At 59.6% G+C, this 20559-nt stretch carries 19 protein-coding genes; 5 read left to right on the top strand and 14 right to left on the bottom strand.

The window, feature by feature from the left end:
* Positions 1 to 416: 416 nt before the first annotated feature.
* The 6 genes from ABH944_RS11890 to ABH944_RS11865 all read right to left on the bottom strand — a co-directional run bounded on the left by ABH944_RS11890 (position 417) and on the right by ABH944_RS11865 (position 7317).
* Positions 417 to 1388: a branched-chain amino acid ABC transporter permease gene (locus tag ABH944_RS11890; protein WP_062087750.1), complete on the bottom strand. Its 972-nt coding sequence runs from the start codon at positions 1386 to 1388 to the stop codon at positions 417 to 419.
* A complete protein-coding gene (locus tag ABH944_RS11885) occupies positions 1388 to 2272 on the bottom strand; it encodes a branched-chain amino acid ABC transporter permease (protein ID WP_404606093.1) in 885 nt (294 codons plus the stop codon). Before ABH944_RS11885 ends, ABH944_RS11890 begins: the two co-directional genes overlap by 1 nt.
* Before the next feature lie 159 nt (positions 2273 to 2431).
* Positions 2432 to 3655: an ABC transporter substrate-binding protein gene (locus ABH944_RS11880; protein WP_404606091.1), complete on the bottom strand. Its 1224-nt coding sequence runs from the start codon at positions 3653 to 3655 to the stop codon at positions 2432 to 2434.
* Positions 3656 to 3736: 81 nt separating this feature from the next.
* Entirely contained in the window at positions 3737 to 4489 is a 753-nt protein-coding gene (locus ABH944_RS11875; RefSeq protein WP_404606467.1) for an ABC transporter ATP-binding protein, read from the bottom strand.
* A 5-nt stretch (positions 4490 to 4494) separates the two neighbouring features.
* Positions 4495 to 5274 (bottom strand): ABC transporter ATP-binding protein, encoded by a 780-nt coding sequence (locus ABH944_RS11870; RefSeq protein WP_404606089.1) that lies wholly within the window; start codon positions 5272 to 5274, stop codon positions 4495 to 4497.
* Between the two features lie 366 nt (positions 5275 to 5640).
* Positions 5641 to 7317 (bottom strand): GMC family oxidoreductase, encoded by a 1677-nt coding sequence (locus ABH944_RS11865; RefSeq protein WP_404606087.1) that lies wholly within the window; start codon positions 7315 to 7317, stop codon positions 5641 to 5643.
* A gap of 167 nt (positions 7318 to 7484) precedes the next feature.
* On the opposite strand from ABH944_RS11865, the gene ABH944_RS11860 reads away from it, so the two are divergent.
* A complete protein-coding gene (locus tag ABH944_RS11860; RefSeq protein WP_404606085.1) occupies positions 7485 to 8405 on the top strand; it encodes a LysR family transcriptional regulator in 921 nt (306 codons plus the stop codon).
* Positions 8406 to 8511: 106 nt separating this feature from the next.
* The gene (locus ABH944_RS11855) at positions 8512 to 9030 is read left to right on the top strand and encodes a class IV adenylate cyclase (protein ID WP_404606083.1); all 519 of its coding nucleotides are present in this window, start codon (positions 8512 to 8514) and stop codon (positions 9028 to 9030) included.
* A gap of 10 nt (positions 9031 to 9040) precedes the next feature.
* Here ABH944_RS11855 and ABH944_RS11850 read toward each other — a convergent pair whose 3' ends face one another.
* On the bottom strand, positions 9041 to 9547 hold the full coding sequence (locus ABH944_RS11850; RefSeq protein ID WP_404606081.1) for an Lrp/AsnC family transcriptional regulator: 507 nt from the start codon (positions 9545 to 9547) through the stop codon (positions 9041 to 9043).
* A 110-nt stretch (positions 9548 to 9657) separates the two neighbouring features.
* On the opposite strand from ABH944_RS11850, the gene ABH944_RS11845 reads away from it, so the two are divergent.
* The 3 genes from ABH944_RS11845 to ABH944_RS11835 all read left to right on the top strand — a co-directional run bounded on the left by ABH944_RS11845 (position 9658) and on the right by ABH944_RS11835 (position 12746).
* The gene (locus ABH944_RS11845; protein WP_404606079.1) at positions 9658 to 9954 is read left to right on the top strand and encodes a 4a-hydroxytetrahydrobiopterin dehydratase; all 297 of its coding nucleotides are present in this window, start codon (positions 9658 to 9660) and stop codon (positions 9952 to 9954) included.
* A gap of 551 nt (positions 9955 to 10505) precedes the next feature.
* Positions 10506 to 11192, top strand: a complete 687-nt coding sequence (locus ABH944_RS11840) for a response regulator transcription factor (protein ID WP_047895218.1) — start codon at positions 10506 to 10508, stop codon at positions 11190 to 11192.
* Between the two features lie 126 nt (positions 11193 to 11318).
* Positions 11319 to 12746: a sensor histidine kinase gene (locus ABH944_RS11835; protein WP_404606466.1), complete on the top strand. Its 1428-nt coding sequence runs from the start codon at positions 11319 to 11321 to the stop codon at positions 12744 to 12746.
* Positions 12747 to 12806: 60 nt separating this feature from the next.
* On the opposite strand, the gene ABH944_RS11830 is transcribed toward ABH944_RS11835, so the two are convergent.
* The 7 genes from ABH944_RS11830 to ABH944_RS11800 all read right to left on the bottom strand — a co-directional run bounded on the left by ABH944_RS11830 (position 12807) and on the right by ABH944_RS11800 (position 20286).
* Positions 12807 to 13262 carry an SET domain-containing protein gene (locus ABH944_RS11830; protein WP_404606076.1) on the bottom strand — a complete coding sequence of 152 codons (456 nt, stop codon included), beginning with the start codon at positions 13260 to 13262 and terminating at the stop codon, positions 12807 to 12809.
* Between the two features lie 310 nt (positions 13263 to 13572).
* Positions 13573 to 14685 (bottom strand): NADH:flavin oxidoreductase/NADH oxidase, encoded by a 1113-nt coding sequence (locus ABH944_RS11825; RefSeq protein WP_404606074.1) that lies wholly within the window; start codon positions 14683 to 14685, stop codon positions 13573 to 13575.
* Positions 14686 to 14801: 116 nt separating this feature from the next.
* Complete coding sequence (locus ABH944_RS11820; RefSeq protein WP_404606072.1) at positions 14802 to 15512, bottom strand: MOSC domain-containing protein; 711 nt, start codon at positions 15510 to 15512, stop codon at positions 14802 to 14804.
* A 32-nt stretch (positions 15513 to 15544) separates the two neighbouring features.
* The gene (locus ABH944_RS11815) at positions 15545 to 16264 is read right to left on the bottom strand and encodes a glutamine amidotransferase (RefSeq protein WP_404606070.1); all 720 of its coding nucleotides are present in this window, start codon (positions 16262 to 16264) and stop codon (positions 15545 to 15547) included.
* 197 nt (positions 16265 to 16461) lie between these two features.
* Positions 16462 to 17106, bottom strand: coding sequence for a MarR family winged helix-turn-helix transcriptional regulator (locus tag ABH944_RS11810; RefSeq protein WP_097260282.1), 645 nt, complete (start codon positions 17104 to 17106; stop codon positions 16462 to 16464).
* A 693-nt stretch (positions 17107 to 17799) separates the two neighbouring features.
* The gene (locus tag ABH944_RS11805) at positions 17800 to 18915 is read right to left on the bottom strand and encodes a YbdK family carboxylate-amine ligase (RefSeq protein WP_404606068.1); all 1116 of its coding nucleotides are present in this window, start codon (positions 18913 to 18915) and stop codon (positions 17800 to 17802) included.
* Between the two features lie 168 nt (positions 18916 to 19083).
* Positions 19084 to 20286, bottom strand: coding sequence for a cation:proton antiporter (locus ABH944_RS11800; RefSeq protein ID WP_404606066.1), 1203 nt, complete (start codon positions 20284 to 20286; stop codon positions 19084 to 19086).
* Positions 20287 to 20559: the final 273 nt, after the last annotated feature.

The following is a 20559-nucleotide window of genomic DNA, read 5'->3' as shown; positions in this document are numbered from 1 at the left end:
TGAAAATGATTAACTTAATGAGAACCGCCGACCTTCGAGGACCATGTCTGGCCCTTTAATTCCGGCAAAATAAATTGATCTGGATGTGAGAATTCGCGAATGCGTGTGAATGCGGAGTACAAATAAAAAGCGCTGTTGGAATCATCCAACAGCGCTTTCGGTCGGGCACTTGATGCCTCGTTGTCTCCTCGTTCTCCACCTCAAAATTCGGGTGCAACAGAACTGAAACGGATATTAGATTGTGCAACCAATACCGACAACCTAGCATTTACCCTAGTGGTGCACGTTAGCACCTTTATTGGGCGCCGATTTATGCGTGCCATCTTAAATGCGGCGGTTAACTGCGGAAAATCATGGCCCGCAGCGGCATATGATTCGGATCGCCAACTAAATTGCATGGTCCCGGTTGCGTGGTTCTAGCCGCGCAACGGCTTCACCCGTGCGACGATTTCCCCCACAATCCCGCGCCTGAACAGCAGCACGCACGCAATAAAGATCAGTCCCGTCACGATCGTCACCGACTCCCCCAGGGAGTTGAACCAATCAATACCGGTGAGCGAAGACAGTGCAGTGCCAATATCGCCGAGACGATTTTCCAGCGCCACAATGATGAACGCACCGAGCAGGGGCCCAAACATGGTGCTCATGCCACCCACCAGGGTCATCAGCACGACCAGACCGGACATGGTCCAGTACGCGTCACCAAGCGTTTCGAATCCCAGCACCAGCGTTTGAAGCGCACCGGCCAGTCCCGCCAACCCCGCCGACAGCACGAACGCCAGCAACTTAAAACGCGATGTGTCGTAACCCAGCGAGATGGCGCGCGGCTCGTTCTCCTTGATCGCGATCAGCACTTGCCCGAAGGGCGAATGCACGACCCGCACTATAAATCCAAATGCCAGCACCATGACCAGCAACACGACGTAGTAGAGCGTCAGGTCGGAGCTGAGGCTGATTGCGCCGAACAGCTTGCCCCGCGGCACGCCTTGCATACCATCTTCGCCATGCGTGAACGGCGCCTGCAGGAACACGAAATAGACCATCTGCGCGAGCGCCAGTGTGACCATCGCGAAGTAGATGCCCTGGCGTCGAATCGCGAACAAACCCACGACCAGGCCAAGCAGCGTCGCCACCGCGGTGCCCGCGATCACGCCGAGTTCCGGCGTAAAACCGAGCGTCTGGATGGCGTAACCGGCGGAATAACCCGCGCTGGCGAGGAACATCGCGTGACCGAAAGAAAGCAGACCCGTGTAGCCGATCAACAAATTGAAGGCCGCCGCCAGCAGCGCGAAACAGAGCACTTTCATCATGAAGACCGGGTACACGCCGAGGAACGGCGCCGCGATCAGGCCGGCAAGCAGCACGCCGTAAAGCACTTTCCTAACCATCATTTTTCCTTGCCGAAAAGTCCCGCCGGGCGCACGAGCAGCACCAGCGCCATGATCACGAAAACGACAGTCGCAGAGGCTTCCGGATAGAACACGCGTGTCAGGCCTTCAATCACGCCAAGCCCGAGACCGGTCAGGATCGAACCCATGATCGACCCCATTCCACCGATAACGACCACCGCGAATACGGTGATGATCATCGACTGCCCCATCAGCGGCGACACCTGGATCACGGGCGCGGCAAGCACGCCGGCGAACGCCGCGAGCGCCACGCCGAAACCGTAGGTGAGCGTAACCATCAACGGTACGTTGATACCGAACGCCTCGACCATCTTCGGGTTCTCGGTGCCTGCGCGAAGATAAGCACCCAGCCGCGTTTTCTCGATCACGAACCATGTCGCGAAACACACGAGCAGCGATGCCAGCACCACCCACGCGCGATAGTTCGGCAGGTACATGAAGCCGAGATTCGTCGCGCCCGACAGCAGTTCGGGCACATCGTAGGGCTGGCCGGATGAACCATAGATAGACCGGAATACGCCTTCGATCACCAGCGTCAGGCCGAACGTGAGCAGCAAGCCGTACAGATGATCGAGCTTATAGAGCCAGCGCAACATCGTCCGTTCGATCACGATGCCGAACACGCCCACCACCAGGGGCGCGAGCACGAGCATCGCCCAGTACGGCACATTGAAATACGAAAAACCCATCCATGTGAGCATCGCGCCCAACATGAACAACGCGCCGTGGGCGAAGTTGATCACGTTGAGCAGGCCGAAAATCACCGCGAGACCAAGGCTCAGGATGGCGTAGAACGATCCGTTCACCAGCCCGAGTAGCAACTGGCTCATCATTGCCGCGAGCGGAATGCCGAAAATTTCCATTGAATCTGCCGTCAGAGTAGTTTCGACGCATGCCGTCCTGACTCAAGATAAGCAGGCCGTCATGCGTCGATCGATCATGCGGATCACGAGCGGCGCATAAGCTTCAGCGCCCTACTGCGCGTCACACCTGAATCCGCAGTGCCGCTAAAACCCGGCCCCTTACTTCCACAACGCGCAGCGCGACTCCGCCTTGGTGTCGAAAGCCTGGTCGCCCGGGATGGTCGCCGTAATCTTGTAGTAGTCCCAAGGTTCCTTCGATTCCGCCGGCGTCTTCACTTGCATCAGGTACATGTCGTGGATCATGCTTCCGTCTGCACGGATGTAGCCGTTTTGCGTGTAGAAGTCGTTGATCTTGATCTTGTGCAACTGGTCCATCACCTTGTCGCTATCCGTCGTGCCGGCCGCTTGCACCGCCTTCAGATACGTGGTGACCGCGGAGTAATCGGCTGCGTGAAGACTCGTCGGCATCTTCTTCATCTTGGCGAAGTAGCGCTGTGCCCAGGCGCGCGTCGTTGCGTCCTTGTTCCAGTACCAGCTGTCGGTTGCGACCAGGCCTTGCGCAGTTTCCAGGCCAAGACTGTGGATGTCCGACAAGAAGATCAGCAACGCTGCGACCTTCATCGTCTTGGTGATACCGAATTCCTTCGCGGCCTTGATTGAGTTGATCGTGTCGCCGCCTGCGTTCGCCAGACCCAGCACCTGCGCTTTCGACGATTGCGCCTGCAACAGGAAGGACGAGAAGTCAGATGCCGATAACGGATGACGCACCGCGCCGAGCACCTGGCCGCCGTTCGCCTTCACCACGTCCGATGTATTCTTTTCCAGCGCCTTGCCGAATGCGTAGTCGGCCGTCAGGAAGAACCAGGTCTTGCCGCCCTGCTTCGTCACCGCCGAGCCTGTGCCCTTGGCGAGCGCCATGGTGTCGTACGCGTAGTGAACCGTGTATGGCGTGCACTGCTCGTTGGTCAGGTTGTCCGCGCCCGCGCCAATGTTGATGTATGGGATATGCTTTTCGCCGGCGACCTGATTCGTTGAAAGCGCCGTTGCCGAATTCGTTCCGCCGATGATCACGTTCACGCCGTCGCGGTCAATCCATTCACGCGCCCTCGACGCCGCAATGTCGGCCTTGTTCTGGTGATCCGCGTAGACCAGTTCGATCGGCTTGCCGTTCACCTTGCCGCCGAAATCCGCGATTGCCATGCGGATGGCCTCGAGGCCACCCGGCCCATCGATGTCCGCATACAGGCCGGACAGGTCCGTGATATAGCCGATCTTCACCGTGTCGCCGGGGGCTGCCTGGACGTTGCCTGCCATCAGCGAGGCTGTGGCCGCTGCAACCGCGAGGCATAGTCCCGACAGGCGCGCGAGGGTCTTCTTCTTCATTACAGTCTCCGTTGAGTTGTTGTTCTTGCGGTGGGCCGCATGCTGATGTGTTGAACCTGCGTTGAACGCACGTTCAACGTCCTAAACCCCGAGCAGCTCGTGCAGTACCGGCATTTTCGCGTCGAGTTCGCCGGAGTTGAAATGCTCGACGATCTTCCCGTGCTCCATGACATAGAAGCGATCGGCGAGCGGTGCGGCAAAACGAAAATTCTGTTCGACCATCACGATCGTGTAACCGCGCGCCTTCAGCATCAGGATCATTCGCGCGAGCGTCTGGACGATGACAGGCGCAAGTCCTTCCGATATTTCATCGAGCAGCAGCAGATTCGCGCCGGTCCGCAGGATGCGCGCAACGGCCAGCATCTGCTGTTCGCCGCCCGACAGACGCGTACCTTGACTGCTGCGCCGTTCCTTGAGATTGGGGAACATCGAATAGATTTCATCGATCGACATGGCGTCTTTCGCGTTACCTACGAGCGGCGGCAGAAGCAGGTTCTCTTCGCACGAGAGGCTTGAAAAGATGCCGCGTTCTTCCGGGCAATATCCCACGCCGTAGTGCGCGATCTTATGCGTCGACATGCCGACGGTTTCGTGTCCGCCAATACGAATCGATCCCGTGCGACGGCCGGTGAGGCCCATGATGGCGCGCAGCGTAGTTGTACGGCCTGCGCCGTTGCGCCCAAGCAGCGTAACTACTTCGCCTCTGTGCACCGTCAGGTCCACGCCATGCAGGATGTGCGATTCACCGTACCAGGCTTGCGCACCGACCAGCTCGAGCGCCGGCTCCTGAGTCGATGCTTCACGCAATTGTTCCGCGCGGCGTTCCTCCATCATCGTGCTCATGCATGCGCTCCGGCGAGGGTTGCGTCGGTGCTGCCCATGTAGGCTTCCATCACCAGTGCGTTCTTCGATACCTCGGCATAACTGCCTTCGGCCAGCACTTCACCGCGTTGCAGGACGGTGATGGTGTCGGAGATGCCTGCGATCACGTTCATGTTGTGTTCGACCATCAGGATCGTGCGTCCCGCCGATACTTTCTTGATCAGCGCCGTCACGCGGTCAACGTCTTCGTGACCCATGCCTTGCGTGGGTTCATCGAGAAGCATGAGTTCGGGTTCCATCGAAAGCGTGGTTGCTATTTCGAGTGCGCGCTTGCGGCCGTAGGAAAGTTCGACTGTGGTGGTATCGGCGAAATCGGTGAGGCCGACCTGGGTGAGCAGGTCCATGGCGCGATCATTGAGTTCATCCAGGACACGTTCGCTTTTCCAGAATTTGAACGATGTCCCGAGCGAGCGTTGCAAGCCGACGCGCACGTTCTGCATCACTGTCAGATGTGGGAATACAGCAGAAATCTGGAATGAGCGGATGACACCGCGACGGGCGATTTGCGCGGGACGTTCGCCGGTGATGTCGATGCCGTTGAAGACGATTTGTCCTGCGGTGGGTTCCAGGAACTTGGTGAGCAGGTTGAAGCAGGTTGTCTTGCCCGCGCCGTTAGGGCCGATCAATGCGTGGATGGAGCCGCGACGCACGCGCAGGTTCACGCCGTTGACGGCGGTGAAGCCCTTGAACTCTTTTGTCAGGCCGCGGGTTTCCAGAATCGTATCGCCGAGAATCATGTCCCCTTCCGTGCTTTGTTTGAGCCTTTGTTTCAGCTTCAGCTCGGCGCGCTTTTGGCGCATGCCCCGTGGTTTTGCTGGCGGTGTTTGTGCTGGGTGGTTGCGATGTTGCTGTTGCAGTTTTGTTGCACCGGTGTTGCAATTCTTGCGTGCTGCACAATGGTGATGCAGACCGGCGGTGCAACAAGCGCGCACGCGTTATTGTCGCGCCAATGATGCAGCGCAATCATCGGGATTTGCACTTAGTTTTAAGCTTGGTTTACGTTCGAACCGGTGGACGTTGAATTTCGTTCGCACCGGTGCACGCATTTGGGGTCGGGTTTATGCGGGGTCAATCATGTTGCGGTTGGCGGCCGAAGCCGGAAATCAACCAGAAAGCCCACTCACTGGCGCAAGCGAAAACAAAAACGGCCGGTCGGCGCGAATCATCTCGCTTGCCCGTTCAGCAATCATCAACGTTGGGGAATTCGTATTGCCGGAGGTGATAGTCGGCATCACCGAAGCATCGACCACCCGCAAGCCACTCACACCAATCACACGCAAACGCCCATCGACAACGGCAGCCGGATCATTATCCGTGCCCATCCGGCATGTCCCCACCGGATGGAAAATAGTCGTCCCGACCTTGCCCGCGGCAACAGCAAGCTCTGCATGCGTCTGGAACGCCGGCCCCGGCAAGATCTCCTCCGGCGAATACTTCGCCAACGCAGGCGCACTTACAATCCGCCGCGTCAAACGCAAAGCATTGACCGCCACCTCACGATCACGATCGGTCGACAAATAGTTGGGTGCGATCAAAGGCGCATCCCGCGCATCCGGCGACGCAATATGCACGCTCCCGCGCGACGTCGGCCGCAACGGACATACTGAAGCCGTGAACGCATTGAACGAGTGCAACGGCTCCCCAAACCGGTCAAGCGACAACGGCTGCACGTGATACTCCACATCGGGCCGCGTAATGGTCGAGTCATCCGGATCGGACTTCGCGAACGCGCCCAATTGCGAGGGTGCCATGGACATCGGCCCGCGTCGCATCAACATGTACTGCAAGCCGATCCACGCCTTGCCCCACCAGTGCGCCGACAACGTGTTCAATGTCTGTACGCCGTGAACTTTGTAAGCCATCCTAAGCTGTAGATGATCCTGCAAATTCTCGCCAACACCCTGCACGTCCTGCACCACGTCAATACCCAGGCTCTGCAGCCGCGCCCCGTTGCCAATACCGGACAACTCCAGCAATTGCGGCGAGTTCACCGCGCCCGCACTCACGATCACCTCGCATCGCGACTTGGCCAGGTAGTCCGTATCGCCACCCCGATACTCCACCCCCACGCAGCGCTTGCCTTCCATCATCAGCCGCTGCGTATGAGCACCCGTGATGATGGTGAGGTTGGGCCGTTTCATTGCGGGCCGCAAGAATGCCTTCGATGCATTCCATCGAATCCCGCTGCGCTGGTTCACATCGAAATAACCAACGCCTGTGTTGTCACCCCGATTGAAGTCGTCGGTAGCGGGAAGACCACTCTCCTGAGCCGCCTGCGCGAACGTTTCCAGCACTTTCCACTTCAGCCGCTGTTTCTCCACACGCCATTCGCCCCCGGCGCCATGCCATTCGTTCGGACCGCCGTGATGGTCCTCGCTGCGCTTGAACACCGGCAACACGGAATCCCAGGACCAGTCGCGGTCCCCGGTAATGCGCGCCCAATCGTCGTAGTCCTCGCGCTGGCCACGCATGTAGATCATGCCGTTTATCGATGAGCAACCGCCCAGTACGCGACCGCGCGGATACGACAACGAACGCCCATCGAGTCCGGGTTCGGACTGTGTTTTATATAGCCAGTCCGTGCGTGGATTGCCAATGCAATAGAGGTATCCGACCGGCACGTGAATCCAGTGGTAGTTATCCCTACCTCCGGCTTCCAGCAGCAGCACACTCACATCGGCGTCTTCGGTCAGCCGGTTGGCAAGCACGCACCCCGCCGTTCCGGCACCCACAATGATGTAATCGAATTCACCCTCAAGCTTGCGCGCGTCCTGTTTCATCTGTGTCTCCGGCCAAACCCACCTTCACCGCGGCCGATTGGAAGCGCCGAAAACCGCCGCTCGCCCGATCCGCCCTGATGCCATATCGCACATAAGCTACTGCGGACGCAGTGCAGCAATCCAATCAGATATCTTCAACAGCTTTATAAGCTGGGCTAATATCAGGCATGGATCTGACTCTACTCCGCGCTTTTGTCACTGTCGCCCGCGAAGGCAATCTCACGCGCGCGGCCGTGTTGTTGCATGTGTCGCAGCCCGCCGTCAGCCTGCAGATCAAGAACTTGCAGGAGACGCTTGGTGTCTCGCTGTTTTCGCGGACGTCGCACGGCTTGATCCTCACACGTGACGGCGAAACCCTCCTGCCGCACGCCGAGCGAGCGCTGACGGCCGCGGGCGAGGTCCAGCGCGTGGCCGCCGCGCTTCGCCACGAGGTCAGCGGACGCCTGACCATCGGAACGATCCTCGATCCCGAATTCCTCCGGCTCGGCGGTTTCCTGCGAGCACTCGTGGAGACGTATCCGCGCATTGAAACCGCGCTGCGGCACGGCATGTCGGGCTGGGTGCTCGAGCGCATCAAGGCGCGCGATCTCGATGTGGGGTTTTATATCGGCGATCCGGCAATCGATGAACCCCGCGATTCGGACCGGTTTCACGTCATGCAGTTGAAGCCGTATCTGTACCGCGTGCTGGCGCCAGCGGGCTGGAAGGAGCGCGTGAACCGGCCCGACCGCCCGGAAGGCGCAGAGAATGGCTGGGTGGCGCTTGCCCGGCTGCCCTGGATCTGGACGCCGCCGGAGTCGGCGCATAACCGCTTGCTCACCCGGATCTTCGATGCCCACGGGGTCCAGCCGATCAAAGTGGCGGAAGTGGACCAGGAGCCGTCCATGCTCGATCTGGTGAAGTCGGGCGTGGGCCTGACGCTCGTGCGCGATTCCATCGCGCTGGCCGAAGCGCACGCGCATGCGCTGACCATCGTCGAAGGCGTTACGGTGCCTACGCAGCTTTCGTTCATCGTATTGGCGGAGCGCCGCGAAGAGCCGGGCATCGCGGCGGCTTTACGTCTGATTGAAGACCAATGGGCGACGTAGTCGAAGAAGGGCTGCGATCTGACGAAACCGAGGAATCTCCCGGTCATTAAATTTTGTTAGTCTGAGGGTCGCGCATCTGGCGCCCACGTGAACAGGACACCCCAACATGGCACGCAATATCGAAATCAAGGCTCGCGCGGATCAGTTCGACCAGCTTCTGGCACGCGCAGCAGCGCTTGCCAGCGAACCGCCGATGATCTACCGCCAGCAAGATTTTTTCTACGATGTGCCGAACGGCCGCCTGAAACTACGTCAATTCGATGACAACACACCGGCCGAACTGATTTTCTATCAACGCGATGACCGCGACGGCCCGAAGGTCTCGTATTACTCACGCAGCCCGGTCACCAACGCCGAAGCCATGCACGCGCTGCTCGCCCAGGCTTTGAATACACGCGGCATCGTGAACAAGGAGCGGCATGTGTATATCGTCGGGCGCACGCGGATTCATCTGGACCGCGTGGACGGACTGGGTGACTTCATCGAACTGGAAGTGCTGCTGGCGCCTGATGACGACGAAGCCGGCGGCGAAAAGGAAGCGGAGGAATTGTTCGCGAAGCTCGGCGTGGCGGCAAGCGACCTCGTGCCGGTTGCGTATGTCGACCTGCTGAGCGAGCCGGCCTGACCTGGCTGACTTAACCCCGCGAAGCCGGTGAATCCGGCGGATTGGCCGCGAGATGTCCCAGCGGCAGCGGTCCGTTGCGCTTGAATGTGGTCAGCACGATATTAGAACGCACACTGTCTACGCCGGGAACGCGCATCAGCTTTTTCATGACAAACGTAGACAGCGCGTTCAAATCCGGCGCGACGATGCGCAGCAAATAATCGGCGTCGCCAACCGTCGCATGGCATTCGAGCACTTCGGGCAGCGCTTCGATCTGCTGCTGGAACTGGTCTATGACGGTATCGCCGTGATGCTTCAGCTTCAGGCTCGTGAACGCGGTCACACTGAGCCCGAGCTTTTCGGGACGCAGCACCACGCGATACCCATCGATCACACCGGTTGCCTCCAGGCGTTGCAAGCGGCGCCCGATTTGCGACGGCGACAGTGGCACTTCCTCGCCGAGTTGTTGATGTGTCGCGCGGCCGAAACGCTGAAGAACGTCGAGCAGCGCGAGATCGAAGTGATCGAGGTCGACCATGTGGATATCCTGCGTGAAGTGCCGAAAGACGCAAGCTTACCGCGTGGCTCCCCGGCCGCATGTGCCGTTCAACCGCGCGGCGCCCTACCGCTTAAGCCAAGGAGGTCCCCATGATCAAGAAATTCGCACGTGACGAACTCCCCGAACTTCTCGGCCAGTTAACGCGATGGCAGCTCAGCGCCGATAAAAGCGCAATTCAGCGAAGTTTCAAGTTCGCCGATTTCAACGAGGCGTTCGGTTTCATGACGCGCGTGGCAATAAAAGCGCAGGAAATGGATCACCATCCAGACTGGTCGAATGCGTACAACAAGGTGGACATCACGCTCTCGACCCACGCGGCGAAAGGCCTCACGGAGCGCGATATAAAGCTCGCGACATTCATCGACTCCATCACGCCGGCGGCCTGAAATCCGTTTACCAACCTGGCTACCGCGACAAATGCGTAACGACCGTATTACAAACTATGACATTCAAAAATCGCAATAAGCGCCCCGCAAGTGGACTAGACTCACTTATTCGAAAGCAAAAACGATAGTGTTTGAAAGTTTATGGCAACAAAATCTTTCAACGAGAAAGCAAATATCTAAAGCAGGCGTAAGCTTTCACAATGCTTCGGGCGCTCTGACGGCTCCAGTCCATTGGCGGCACAGACCGACACTGTACAATCAGCAGCGCATACGGTTTGGACTGTCCGTTCATCCCTTCAACGACCGGTTTTGTCGCCACAAGGGCTGAGCGGACGTGCTGGAAACCGACCACGGGGTGGCGTCCGCGGATCGGGGAATTTCGGCGTGTCCGGCCACAGGAGAATCGCTGCACAGCGAGGCGCGGTGCAGCGTTTGGCGTAAAAGGATTGCTGATATGACTCGGACGGCGCCGCGGTAAAGAAAGGTAGGCAATTCCGGCTGGCGACCGCGCCGCACAATCGAGCCCAACCCATCGTATAAGAGCGACTTCCATGCGAATCCTTCTAATCGAAGACGACCGCCCCATCGCGCGCGGCATCCAAAGTAGCCTTGAACAAGCCGGCTTTACCGTCGATATGGTCCACGACGGCATTTTCGCGGAGCAGGCGCTCACGCAAAATCGCCATGAACTGGTGATTCTCGATCTCGGCCTGCCGGGTATTGACGGCATGACGCTGTTGTCGCGTTTCCGCCAGGGCAATCGCCATACGCCCGTGATTATCCTGACCGCACGCGACGAGCTGCATGACCGCGTCCAGGGCCTGAACAGCGGCGCGGACGACTACATGCTCAAGCCGTTCGAACCCGCTGAACTCGAAGCGCGCATTCGTGCCGTGATGCGCCGCAGCGGTCCGCATGGCGATGTACCGCGTCCGGAAGTATCGCTGGGCGGCTTGCGTCTGTCGGGCGTCGATCGCCGCATTTTCAACGACGAAAAGCCGCTCGAATTGTCGCCGCGTGAATTCGCCGTGCTCGAAATGCTGCTGCTGCGCCACGGCCGTGTGGTCAGCAAAGCCCAGTTGCAGGATCACCTGACGCACTTCGGCGGTGATCTGGGCGACACCGCCATCGAAGTCTACGTGCACCGGGTTCGCAAGAAACTGGAAAACTGCCGCGTGGAAATCGTGACTGTGCGAGGTTTCGGCTACTTGTTGCAGGAAATCCGGCAGGCCGCGTAAGCGGTTTGTCGACGGCATAACAAGCCTGACGAGCGATTACCCAGCACCTTGCGATTCCCTCCCCGGCGCACGCCCGACGAACGTTTCGACCGCGCCGACTGGCTGCATCTGGCACGTTCGACAACCATGTCTGCAAGCGTGCCGCCCAGCCTTCGGCGCTCGCTGCTGCGCCGCCTTGCCGCGCCGCTGTCCCTGCTTGCGCTGATGAGCGGACTGATGGCGTATTGGTTGGCGTGGCAATACACGCAGCACGTCGTCGACCGCTCGCTGGCCGATCTCGCCACGGCTATCTCCAAGCAAATCCAGCTGGCGGGCGTCGACGCGCCGGTAACGGTGCCGCCGCTCGCCCGTGCCATGTTCTCGGACCCCGTCGAACAACTGATCTACCGGATCAGCGACGGCGATAGCGAGATTGCCGGCGAACCCGATCTGCCGCTAACCGGCACGAACGTGCGCCGGATTCACTACGCGTACGTCTTCGAGACTTATTACCAAGGTGTGAGCGTGCGTGCGGCGCAGGTGCGCGTCGACCAGACGCATGGCAATCCGATCGTCGTGGAGGTCGCGCAGCGCGTGGGCTCGCGCTACCGGATAGCGGTCGAGTTCATGGTCGCCATCATGATGCCGCTGCTGCTGTTGTTGCTGGCGGGCTGGGTGATCGTGTGGCGCGTGGTGAACCAGCAGCTCAACCCGCTGACCGATCTCGCCGATACCCTCAACCGGCAGACCCACATGTCGCTGGAGCCGGTCGACGAATCGTTCGTCCCCGTCGAGATTCGTCCGCTGACAAGCGCAATGAATGCGCTGCTCGACCGCCTGAAAACGGCACTGGACGGCCAGCGCAAATTTATCGCCGATGCCGCCCACCAGCTTCGTACGCCGCTCACCGCCGTGAAACTGCATGCCGAGCAGGCAGCGACCGCCAGGGACCCCGCGAAGGTGCTGGATGCGGTCAGGGAGCTGCGGGCATCGGCGGATCGTGCTGTGCGATTGTCGAATCAATTGCTCTCGCTCGCACGCGCCGAGCCGGGTGAACAGGCCGCGCGTTTCACCGACTTCGACTACGCCGCGCTCGCGTTTGAAACCGGCGCGGAATGGGTGCCGCGTGCACTGGCCGCGCATGTCGATCTGGGCTTCCAGCGTCTGGACGACCCCGACAACGAATATCCGCTGATAGTGCGCGGCAATCTCGTGCTGGTGCGCGAGGTGATCGCCAATCTCATCGATAACGCGTTGAAGTACGTACCCACGTCGCGGGCCGAAGGCGCACGCGTGACCGTCACGGTGACGCAGACCGTCGATGAAAAAGGCTGCAAGATGGGCGAAATCGTAGTGGAAGACAACGGTCCGGGCGTGCCGCTGGAACAGCAACCGGATCTGTTCAAGCGTTTTTTCCGCGGCGATGGCCACGGCGTGGAAGGCGGGGCCGGACTGGGCCTTGCGATCGTCCACGACATCATGATCCTGCACAGCGGCAGCGTGCATTACGAGGATGCTCCAGCGCCCGAAGGCGGCGCACGTTTCATCGTGCGAATGCCTTTGAAAACGGCATAGGAAATAGAAAACGCCACGGAGGAAACCTGCCGTGGCGTTTTTTTACCCGGTACGAAAGCCCTACTTTTTCTTCTTCAACGCCAGCATGGTGCCGCGGCACTTTTTGGCGCCGCAGCGGCATTCGTATTCCTTCTTCAGCTTCTTCGTGACGCGACCGTCGATGACGAGACCGTAGTCGTAGTACAGCTCTTCATCTTCCTTGATCGCACGAAGCGCGTGGATGAATACGCGCCCTTCCTTCTCTTCGGCTTCGCAATTCGGCGCGCACGAATGGTTGATGTAGCGTGCGCTGTTGCCGTCGACCTTGCCGTCGATCACCTTGCCATTTTCGAGCGCGAAATAGAACGTATGGTTCGGCTCGTCCGGGTTGTGCGGATGACGGCGCAATGCCTCTTTCCACGAAATGCGTTCGCCCTTGTACTCGATAATCCGTTCGCCCTTGGCGAGCGGTATCGCGGCGAACACGCCCTTGCCGTGTATGCCCGAACGGCGGACGGCGACCCTCCGTGAACTCATCGAATGAATCCTTTAAAACGAATCGGTTTGGCTTGGCAGACGCTTCAACTTCGCCCCGTCCCGGTTTCACGCGAACGGTGACGAACCGAAACGTGCATTAAAAAAACGCGGCGGCCTGAATGCGAGGCGCCGCCGCGTTGCTGTCTTTCTCATCGCATCGTGTGCATCATCTGCTTCATGTACTGCAATTCACTGTCATTCGATGCCCATGCGGAGCCGAGACTACAGTGAGACCACATAGGCGAACAACGGCATCGTACACGTTAGGCGCGCACGAGTTCAACCGCTCCATAAATTCATATCGCGTGTTTCAGCGCTGGCCGAACGAGATATCGCCGAACAAGGCTTTTTGCTCGCGCGGCTGCGAACGCCAGTATTGCGGCGGCGCCTCCACGGTCGCACCAAGTTGGGCGGCCGCGTGCCACGGCCAGCGCGGATTGTAGAGCAGCGCGCGTGCCAACGCGACCAGATCCGCCTCCCCCGACTCAATGATCTCTTCGGCATGCTGCGGGTCGGTGATCAGGCCCACGCCCATGGTGTTCACGCCCGTTGCTTCCTTGATGGCTTTTGCGAACGGCAGTTGATAACCCGGTGACAGCGGAATTTTCTGCAACGGCGATACGCCGCCCGACGACACATCGATCCAGTCCACCTTGTGTTTTTGCAACTCCTTCACGAACACGATGGTCTGCTCGAGATCCCAGCCGCCCTCCACCCAGTCCGATGCCGACACGCGCAGGCCAACGGGTTTGTCGGCGGGAAAAGCGGCACGCACGGCATCGAAGACTTCGAGCGGAAAACGCATGCGGTTTTCGAGCGAACCGCCGTATTCATCGGTGCGCTGGTTGGCAAGCGGTGACAGAAACTGATGCAGCAGATAACCGTGGGCCGCGTGCACTTCAAGCGCATCCAGCCCCAGGCGCGCTGCGCGTTTCGCTGTCGCCACGAAGGCTTCGCGTATGCGGATCAGACCGGCTGCATCGAGTGCGAGCGGCGGTGCTTCACCTTCTTTATGCGGAATCGCAGATGGTGCCGAGGGCAACCAGCCGCCTTCCGACACGGGGATCAGTTGACCTCCTTCCCAAGGTACCGCGCTCGACGCTTTGCGGCCCGCGTGGCTGATCTGCATCGTAATGGCGATGTGCGAATGCTTTCGAATAGCCGCGATGACCGGTTTGAGCGCGGCTTCGGTCACGTCGTCCCAGAGGCCGAGGTCGCCGGGCGTGATGCGGCCATCAGGCTCGACCGAGGTTGCTTCGAGGCAGAGCATGCCGGCACCCGAGAGCGCGAGATTTCCGAGGTGGATCATGTGCCACGCAGTGGCCTCGCCACGTTCGGCTGAGTACTGACACATCGGAGACACCACGATGCGGTTCGGAAGCGTCACGCCTCGCAGCGTGAAGGGCGAAAACAGAGCGCTCATGAGGGAGTTTCCGGAGGAAGGAAAAAAGGCGTTTCAGAATAGCACTTCGGTTTTTTCCCTGCTGAGCGCCGACCGCGGACCGGCCGCTTGACCCATCGTTCTGACGCCCTCGCCGCCTACTTCGCCTCGTCCGCAGGCGTATTCAATCTCATTGCCCAGGACTCGACCTTGCCGGTATCGAGCCGCTTTGCCGCCGTGCTTCGCCACGATGGCGTCAGCGCCGCGAGCGCGGCCATCTGTTCAAGCGCTGCCTGATCGTCGCGATCAACGTAAAACACCCTCAGCAAGCGTTCGATACTCCATTCGGGATGCGGCCGCGCGAGCCGTTCCATGACGTCGCCCGCCCCTATTTCACCGGGCTCGAGCACGCGGTAATACCAGCCCGTACGACGCGTGTCCTGCACGCGTCGCGACATGTCATCGCGGGAAAAATGGAGGTTGAGTTTCCAGCACGGCTGGCGCGGTTGCGATACCTGCACGATCACGGTACCAAGGCGAAACACATCGCCGACACATACATCCGCTTCATTCAAACCGTGCGTCGAAATGTTTTCACCGAATGCGCCGGGGGTATCGAAGCGACTCAAACCAGCAGACGATAGCGGCCATTCACCTCGCCAGGCAGCGTAGTGGTCGCGGCTGTAGTGATGCAGCGCTTTTTCAGGGCCGCCATGATGCTTGCGCTCGAACTGGTGGTCGCCTTCCAGCCCGGTTTCACCCACGCGAACGCGGGCCGGTACCGGCACTTTGTGAATCGCGCTGTATTTGCCATGCGTGCCGAGCGGTGCGATTACTCCGGTAAGCACGGCGTCAATGACAGGATTCATGGCGCGTTACCTTCAGTACGTTCTGCAGAACTCTATTTGACAGGCTCGAACCGGTCCAGCCATTCGCCAAACATCTTGCCTGCAGCCTGTTCGAGCGCGGGGCCATATTTGGCGGTGTCAGCCCGCAAGGCCGGCACGGTCGTCCCGCTTTCCGCGACTTCGCCCGGATACGCCACCAGCCAGCTTTCAAACCGGTCGACCAGGACTTCAGGATGGCATTGCAGGCCCAGGACATGATCGCCCCAACTGAAAGCCTGATTTTCACACAGGTCCGTTGATGCCAGCCGCGTGGCGCCATCGGGAAGATCGAAGGTATCGCCATGCCAATGGAGCACCGGTGTCGGCTCGCCATCTGCTTCGAAATGCCGTAAAGCGGAGGCCTTGCCCGCTTCGGTCAGCGTCAGCGCCTTCCAGCCGAGTTCCTTCTGCGCCGCCGGATACACCCTCGCACCCAGCGCGCGGGCAATCAACTGCGCGCCCAGGCAAATCCCGATAGTTGGCAAGCCCGCCGCAATGCGTTTTTCAAGCATGGCGAGCAATGGGTTCAGATGGGGAAACAACGTGTCGTCATAAGCGCCGATCGGGCCGCCGAGCACGACCATCAATGAGATATCGAGCGGATTGGGAGCGTCGATGCGAGCGCGGCCCACGTCGAGATAACGCACCAGTTGGCCACGATCGCCCAACACCCGTTCCAGGCTGCCGAGATCTTCGAAATAGACGTGGCGTATCGCCAGGACTTCACGTTTCATCGGCGGTTATCCAGAAGAGCCGGCAAGCTGAGATCAGCGCGCGGCATCAGGCGGCGCACACGAAGGAAAGGCACGGTCGAGCAGCCAGCACGCCGCCAACGGGCGCGCGGCTCGAAGAATAGTCTAACCGACACCGCGTGCTTCGCGCTCAACGCGCGAAGCACGGACGGCGAAAGCGGCGATTCACACAGTGGCGCTTACGCGACCTGCGCGAAAATCTTCCAGTTCTTCTTCTGCTTGGAGAGATCGCCTTCTTCGTATACCGAACAATCGAGACGCAGGTCGGTATCGGCCATGTCGATGTTCAGCAACGTGCAGTGATGCGGCGTCTTCTTCGGGTTCTTGCTCGCTTCCAGGTGCGCGCAGCTCAGGCACATGCGATGCGGCGGAATCTGCTGCACCGCTTCGAGCTGTCGAATGGTCTTCAGCAGGCTGCGGTACAACTGCGACTGCTCATCGGCTTTCAACGTGCCGACCGCCTTCGACAAGAACTCCGGCCATACCAGCGCCTTCTTGGCCGCCGTTTTTCCGCGTGCCGTCAAGCGCACAGCCAGCGCGCGCCCGTCGTCCAGCGCGCGGCGCTTTTCGACCAGACCCTTGCCTTCCAGCGTGCTGACGGCATCGCTGGTGGTAGCGGCGGTCAACGCCGTTTCCCGTGCGATCTCTCCAAGCCGCATTGGACCGCGCCGCTGCATCAGCAACACGAGAATTTCACCCTGGGTCGGCGTCAAGCCCGCACCCTCAGCCCATTCCCATGCCTGGCTACGCATCGCCGTGCTCAACCGCAGCAAGCCGTGGGTCACCCGCCCTGTGGCCTGCTCTCCGTATACGCCTTCGCTCATAGTCGTTCGCTTCGTCTTTCTTGATGCTTATCTGATGGTTCGGCAACGGCTTGAAACCGGCAAACGTCAGACCCCGCTCGTTTTACCCAAGCCGCTGCAGGCTTAATCACCGACGTATCCGGCCGGCGAATCCTTTCGTATCAACTACCGTCTCAAAATTCGGGCGATCAAACCGATGCAGCTAGTTCGTCGTCCGGATCAGGACATCTATGTTTCTCCGTGGCGCCTGTTCTAGACCTTCCAGCGCTTCATTTGTTTCACCGGCTTTGCATCTCCCTACCGGCAAAACCGACATTCTAAGCGACTGGAACCAAACGTACACCTTAGTTATTCACAAAACAGTGTGGATAAGGCCGTAGATAACCACATTATTCGCTGTGCGCCGATTCTTGATAACCCCCGGGCGTACAAAACCGCAACCTTGTTATCCCACGTTGCCCCTTCCGATGCAAGGCTTCGTCCCAGGGTTATGCGCACTCCAAACTGTTGAGTTTGTGGAGATTTTATCGGTTGTCCACAGAATTGCGCGATGCTTGTTAACTACTATTACGTATGTATACGAACTCATGACAGTAAACCTTAGAGGTAGGTTATCGGCAACAGCCTGAAAGAAGATGACAAAAAAAACCCGCCGGTAAGCGGGTTTCTTTTTTTTCGGAGGCGCTCAAACCGCTGGTGCCTGGGGCAAATCTGTCACTCGCGCCACTGCAGGCACTGCTGGCGTACGGCTTCATTGAGCGAACGCTCGCGATCGAAAACACCTCGTAGCCAGGTCGCGTCGTTCATGTTGCTGCGCGCGATATCGCCGACCTGGCGCAGCGCTTCGTTCGAACCCAGCGCGTCGGCATGAGGTGCGATCACGTCAAGCGTCGCCAGGATGTCTTCTGCGATCGTGCGGCGCTCACCCGTCTGAGGATCGATGCAACTGCCTTCCAGGCCGAAGCGGCAAGCTTCGAAACGGTTGAACGTATAGACGAGGTAGTCGTCCTCTTTCAACGTCAGGGGTTTGTCGAGCAGCAGGTAACGTGCAAGCGTCTGGATGTAGCAGGCAATCGCCGCTGCGCGGTCGACCGACAGCGGCGTGTCCATGACCCGTACTTCGATCGTGCCAAAACCCGGCTTCGGCCGGATGTCCCAGTAGAAGTCTTTCATGCTGTTCACCACGCCGGTGCTGACCATCTTCGAGAAATATTCCTCGAAGCTGTCCCAAGTGAGGGTGAACGGCGCCCGGCCGGACAGCGGAAATGCAAAGACAGAATTGAGGCGCGCGGAATGAAAGCCGGTATCCACTCCCTGCACGTACGGCGACGACGCCGACAGCGCGATGAAATGCGGAATGAAGCGCGACATGGAATGCAGCAGGAACAACGCGCTGTCCGGGTCCGGGCAGCCAATGTGCACGTGCTGGCCGAACACCGTGAACTGCTTGGCGAGGTAACCGTAGAGTTCGGAAAGGTACTGAAAGCGCGGTGTATCGAAGATCTGACGGTCGCTCCACTGCTGGAAGGCGTGCGTACCACCGCCACACAGCCCGACATTGAGGTGGTCAGCGGCGGACACCAGGGTGTCGCGGATGGCACGGAGGTCCGTTACGGCCTGTTCGTGCGTCGTACAGATGCCGGTGGACAACTCGATCATGCTTTCGGTGATCTCCGGCGTGATGCTGCCAGGAATCTTTTCGTCCTTGACGAGCCGCATGAGATCGGAGGCGGCCTTGGTCAGGTCGTAGTCGTGCGTATTGACGACCTGGATCTCGAGTTCGATGCCGAAGGTGAACGGCTCCGAGTTGATGAAAGGTTCGAGTGACATGGTGCCTCTTGATTGACAAAGCCTGGGTCGCCGGGCCGGCACCTTTGCCGGCACGGCGCGCACCGCCTATCGGTATGACGCGTCGGGTAGTGCGCTCAAGCGCTCAGTGACACGTTCAATGAAACGCCCGGCAACCCGCTAAAAACGATAAAAAAACAGGATACGACGCTACTCGCGCCGTTCACCGATCGCCGACAAACTGCGATACACGAGGAACGGCGTGACAATCTGCAGCACGACGATCGAGCACATCACGATTGCACGCAGCGTCGGGTCGTAATCGGGGTACAGCACGTACATATCGTCAACGAGCAGGTAGGCAAGCGCCGACATCGGCGTCAACGCCACCCCGAGTGCCGCACCCTGTTTCCAGTTGAGGCCGCTCGGTTTGGCGAAGATCATCACGCCGGCCAGTTTGCCGACGAAACGCGCCACGATCAGCGCCAGCGCGGCCACGCCGCCCAGCGCGATATCGTGCCATTCGAACGACGTCAATGTCAGCGCGAACAAAATCACCGTCAGCAACCAGCCCGCCGTGCCGAAATGCGTTGGCCATAGCTGCGGCCGCTCGTTCGAATTCTTCACAATGATGCCGGCCGCCAGCAAGGCAAGAATGGTCGACAGCTTGAACACATGTGCGATCGCGATGGCGAGCAGCACGAGCCCGAACAACGCGACGAACGAATGCTCGTCGTTGGTATTTAGCCGCCGGTACAGCAGATTGCAGGCCAGCGCGAGGGCCAGCGCCAGCGCGAGCGAACCGAGCAGCAGATAAAGCGGCTGAACAATAGTCGCGAGCGTGTTGCCGTAGATCTCCTGATGCAGCACGCCGGCCGCGAGTTTTTCCACGATCACCGCGTACATGCTGTTGAGCGCGGTCAGCGTGAGCAGGCGCTGCGTGACCTGGCCTTCTGCACGCAATTCGGTACGCAGTTGAATGACCATGGCCGGCGACGTTGCCATCGCGATTGCGGCAATCACGATCGACGGCATGGTCGGCACTTTGCACAGCGTCAACGCGATCAGCACGAAGCCGAACGTAAGCGTGCTTTCAGCAATGCTCGACAAGATCAGATAAGGATTGCGGCGAATCCAGCGCAAGTCGAGCCGGCTGCCGAGCTCGAACAGGAGCAGGCCCAGCGCGACGTCGAGCAAGGGCCGCGAGATCCCGGCCGAACTGACATCGATAACACCAAAACCCGCATTGCCCGCGATCAGGCCAATGACGGCATAGCCGGTGATACGTGGTAGACGCCAGGCACGCCAGAGCAGTTCACCGCAGAGACCCGCAGCGACCAGCGCAAGGCCGGCCCAAAAAATGGCGTCGGGTACGAGCGGCCAGACCGGTAAGAATGAAAAGGCCGACTTCATCGTGAGGACTTCTCCTTCGCAGCTAGTGCAGACAGTCAGTGAATGGGCAGGTAGTGCGCGGTAACGGTGCGGGTTGCCGGAAAGATTCGTTGCCTGATGATTCTTCAGGTTCCGTCAAGCCCCGTTGGGACCGGTCGGCCAATTGACAGCCGTTCGCTGCCAGGCCGGTTGGTCCGCTGCCGTCACGGCAAGGGATACAGCGTTTTTTTCAATTCACGCGCTCGCATGGGGCCCGGTTTGAAGCGATAAGCCGGCAAGGCGGCTATACGAAAG

This window comes from Caballeronia udeis (assembly GCF_044909315.1).
GTDB lineage: Bacteria > Pseudomonadota > Gammaproteobacteria > Burkholderiales > Burkholderiaceae > Caballeronia > Caballeronia udeis_A.
The sequence above is the reverse complement of the archived record's forward strand: the minus strand, read 5'-3'. Positions and strand labels throughout refer to the sequence as shown.

Excerpts from the sequence above, each read along its gene's own strand:
- ABH944_RS11800 (WP_404606066.1), bottom strand. The coding sequence starts at position 20,286 with ATGAAGTCGGCCTTTTCATTCTTACCGGTCTGGCCGCTCGTACCCGAC.
- ABH944_RS11805 (WP_404606068.1), bottom strand. The coding sequence starts at position 18,915 with ATGTCACTCGAACCTTTCATCAACTCGGAGCCGTTCACCTTCGGCATC.
- ABH944_RS11825 (WP_404606074.1), bottom strand. The coding sequence starts at position 14,685 with ATGAGCGCTCTGTTTTCGCCCTTCACGCTGCGAGGCGTGACGCTTCCG.
- ABH944_RS11835 (WP_404606466.1), top strand. The coding sequence starts at position 11,319 with ATGTCTGCAAGCGTGCCGCCCAGCCTTCGGCGCTCGCTGCTGCGCCGC.
- ABH944_RS11860 (WP_404606085.1), top strand. The coding sequence starts at position 7,485 with ATGGATCTGACTCTACTCCGCGCTTTTGTCACTGTCGCCCGCGAAGGC.
- ABH944_RS11880 (WP_404606091.1), bottom strand. The coding sequence starts at position 3,655 with ATGAAGAAGAAGACCCTCGCGCGCCTGTCGGGACTATGCCTCGCGGTT.
- ABH944_RS11885 (WP_404606093.1), bottom strand. The coding sequence starts at position 2,272 with ATGGAAATTTTCGGCATTCCGCTCGCGGCAATGATGAGCCAGTTGCTA.
- ABH944_RS11820 (WP_404606072.1), bottom strand. The coding sequence starts at position 15,512 with ATGAATCCTGTCATTGACGCCGTGCTTACCGGAGTAATCGCACCGCTC.
- ABH944_RS11815 (WP_404606070.1), bottom strand. The coding sequence starts at position 16,264 with ATGAAACGTGAAGTCCTGGCGATACGCCACGTCTATTTCGAAGATCTC.
- ABH944_RS11850 (WP_404606081.1), bottom strand. The coding sequence starts at position 9,547 with ATGGTCGACCTCGATCACTTCGATCTCGCGCTGCTCGACGTTCTTCAG.
- ABH944_RS11875 (WP_404606467.1), bottom strand. The coding sequence starts at position 4,489 with ATGATGGAGGAACGCCGCGCGGAACAATTGCGTGAAGCATCGACTCAG.
- ABH944_RS11830 (WP_404606076.1), bottom strand. The coding sequence starts at position 13,262 with ATGAGTTCACGGAGGGTCGCCGTCCGCCGTTCGGGCATACACGGCAAG.
- ABH944_RS11855 (WP_404606083.1), top strand. The coding sequence starts at position 8,512 with ATGGCACGCAATATCGAAATCAAGGCTCGCGCGGATCAGTTCGACCAG.
- ABH944_RS11840 (WP_047895218.1), top strand. The coding sequence starts at position 10,506 with ATGCGAATCCTTCTAATCGAAGACGACCGCCCCATCGCGCGCGGCATC.
- ABH944_RS11845 (WP_404606079.1), top strand. The coding sequence starts at position 9,658 with ATGATCAAGAAATTCGCACGTGACGAACTCCCCGAACTTCTCGGCCAG.
- ABH944_RS11870 (WP_404606089.1), bottom strand. The coding sequence starts at position 5,274 with ATGATTCTCGGCGATACGATTCTGGAAACCCGCGGCCTGACAAAAGAG.
- ABH944_RS11810 (WP_097260282.1), bottom strand. The coding sequence starts at position 17,106 with ATGAGCGAAGGCGTATACGGAGAGCAGGCCACAGGGCGGGTGACCCAC.
- ABH944_RS11890 (WP_062087750.1), bottom strand. The coding sequence starts at position 1,388 with ATGGTTAGGAAAGTGCTTTACGGCGTGCTGCTTGCCGGCCTGATCGCG.
- ABH944_RS11865 (WP_404606087.1), bottom strand. The coding sequence starts at position 7,317 with ATGAAACAGGACGCGCGCAAGCTTGAGGGTGAATTCGATTACATCATT.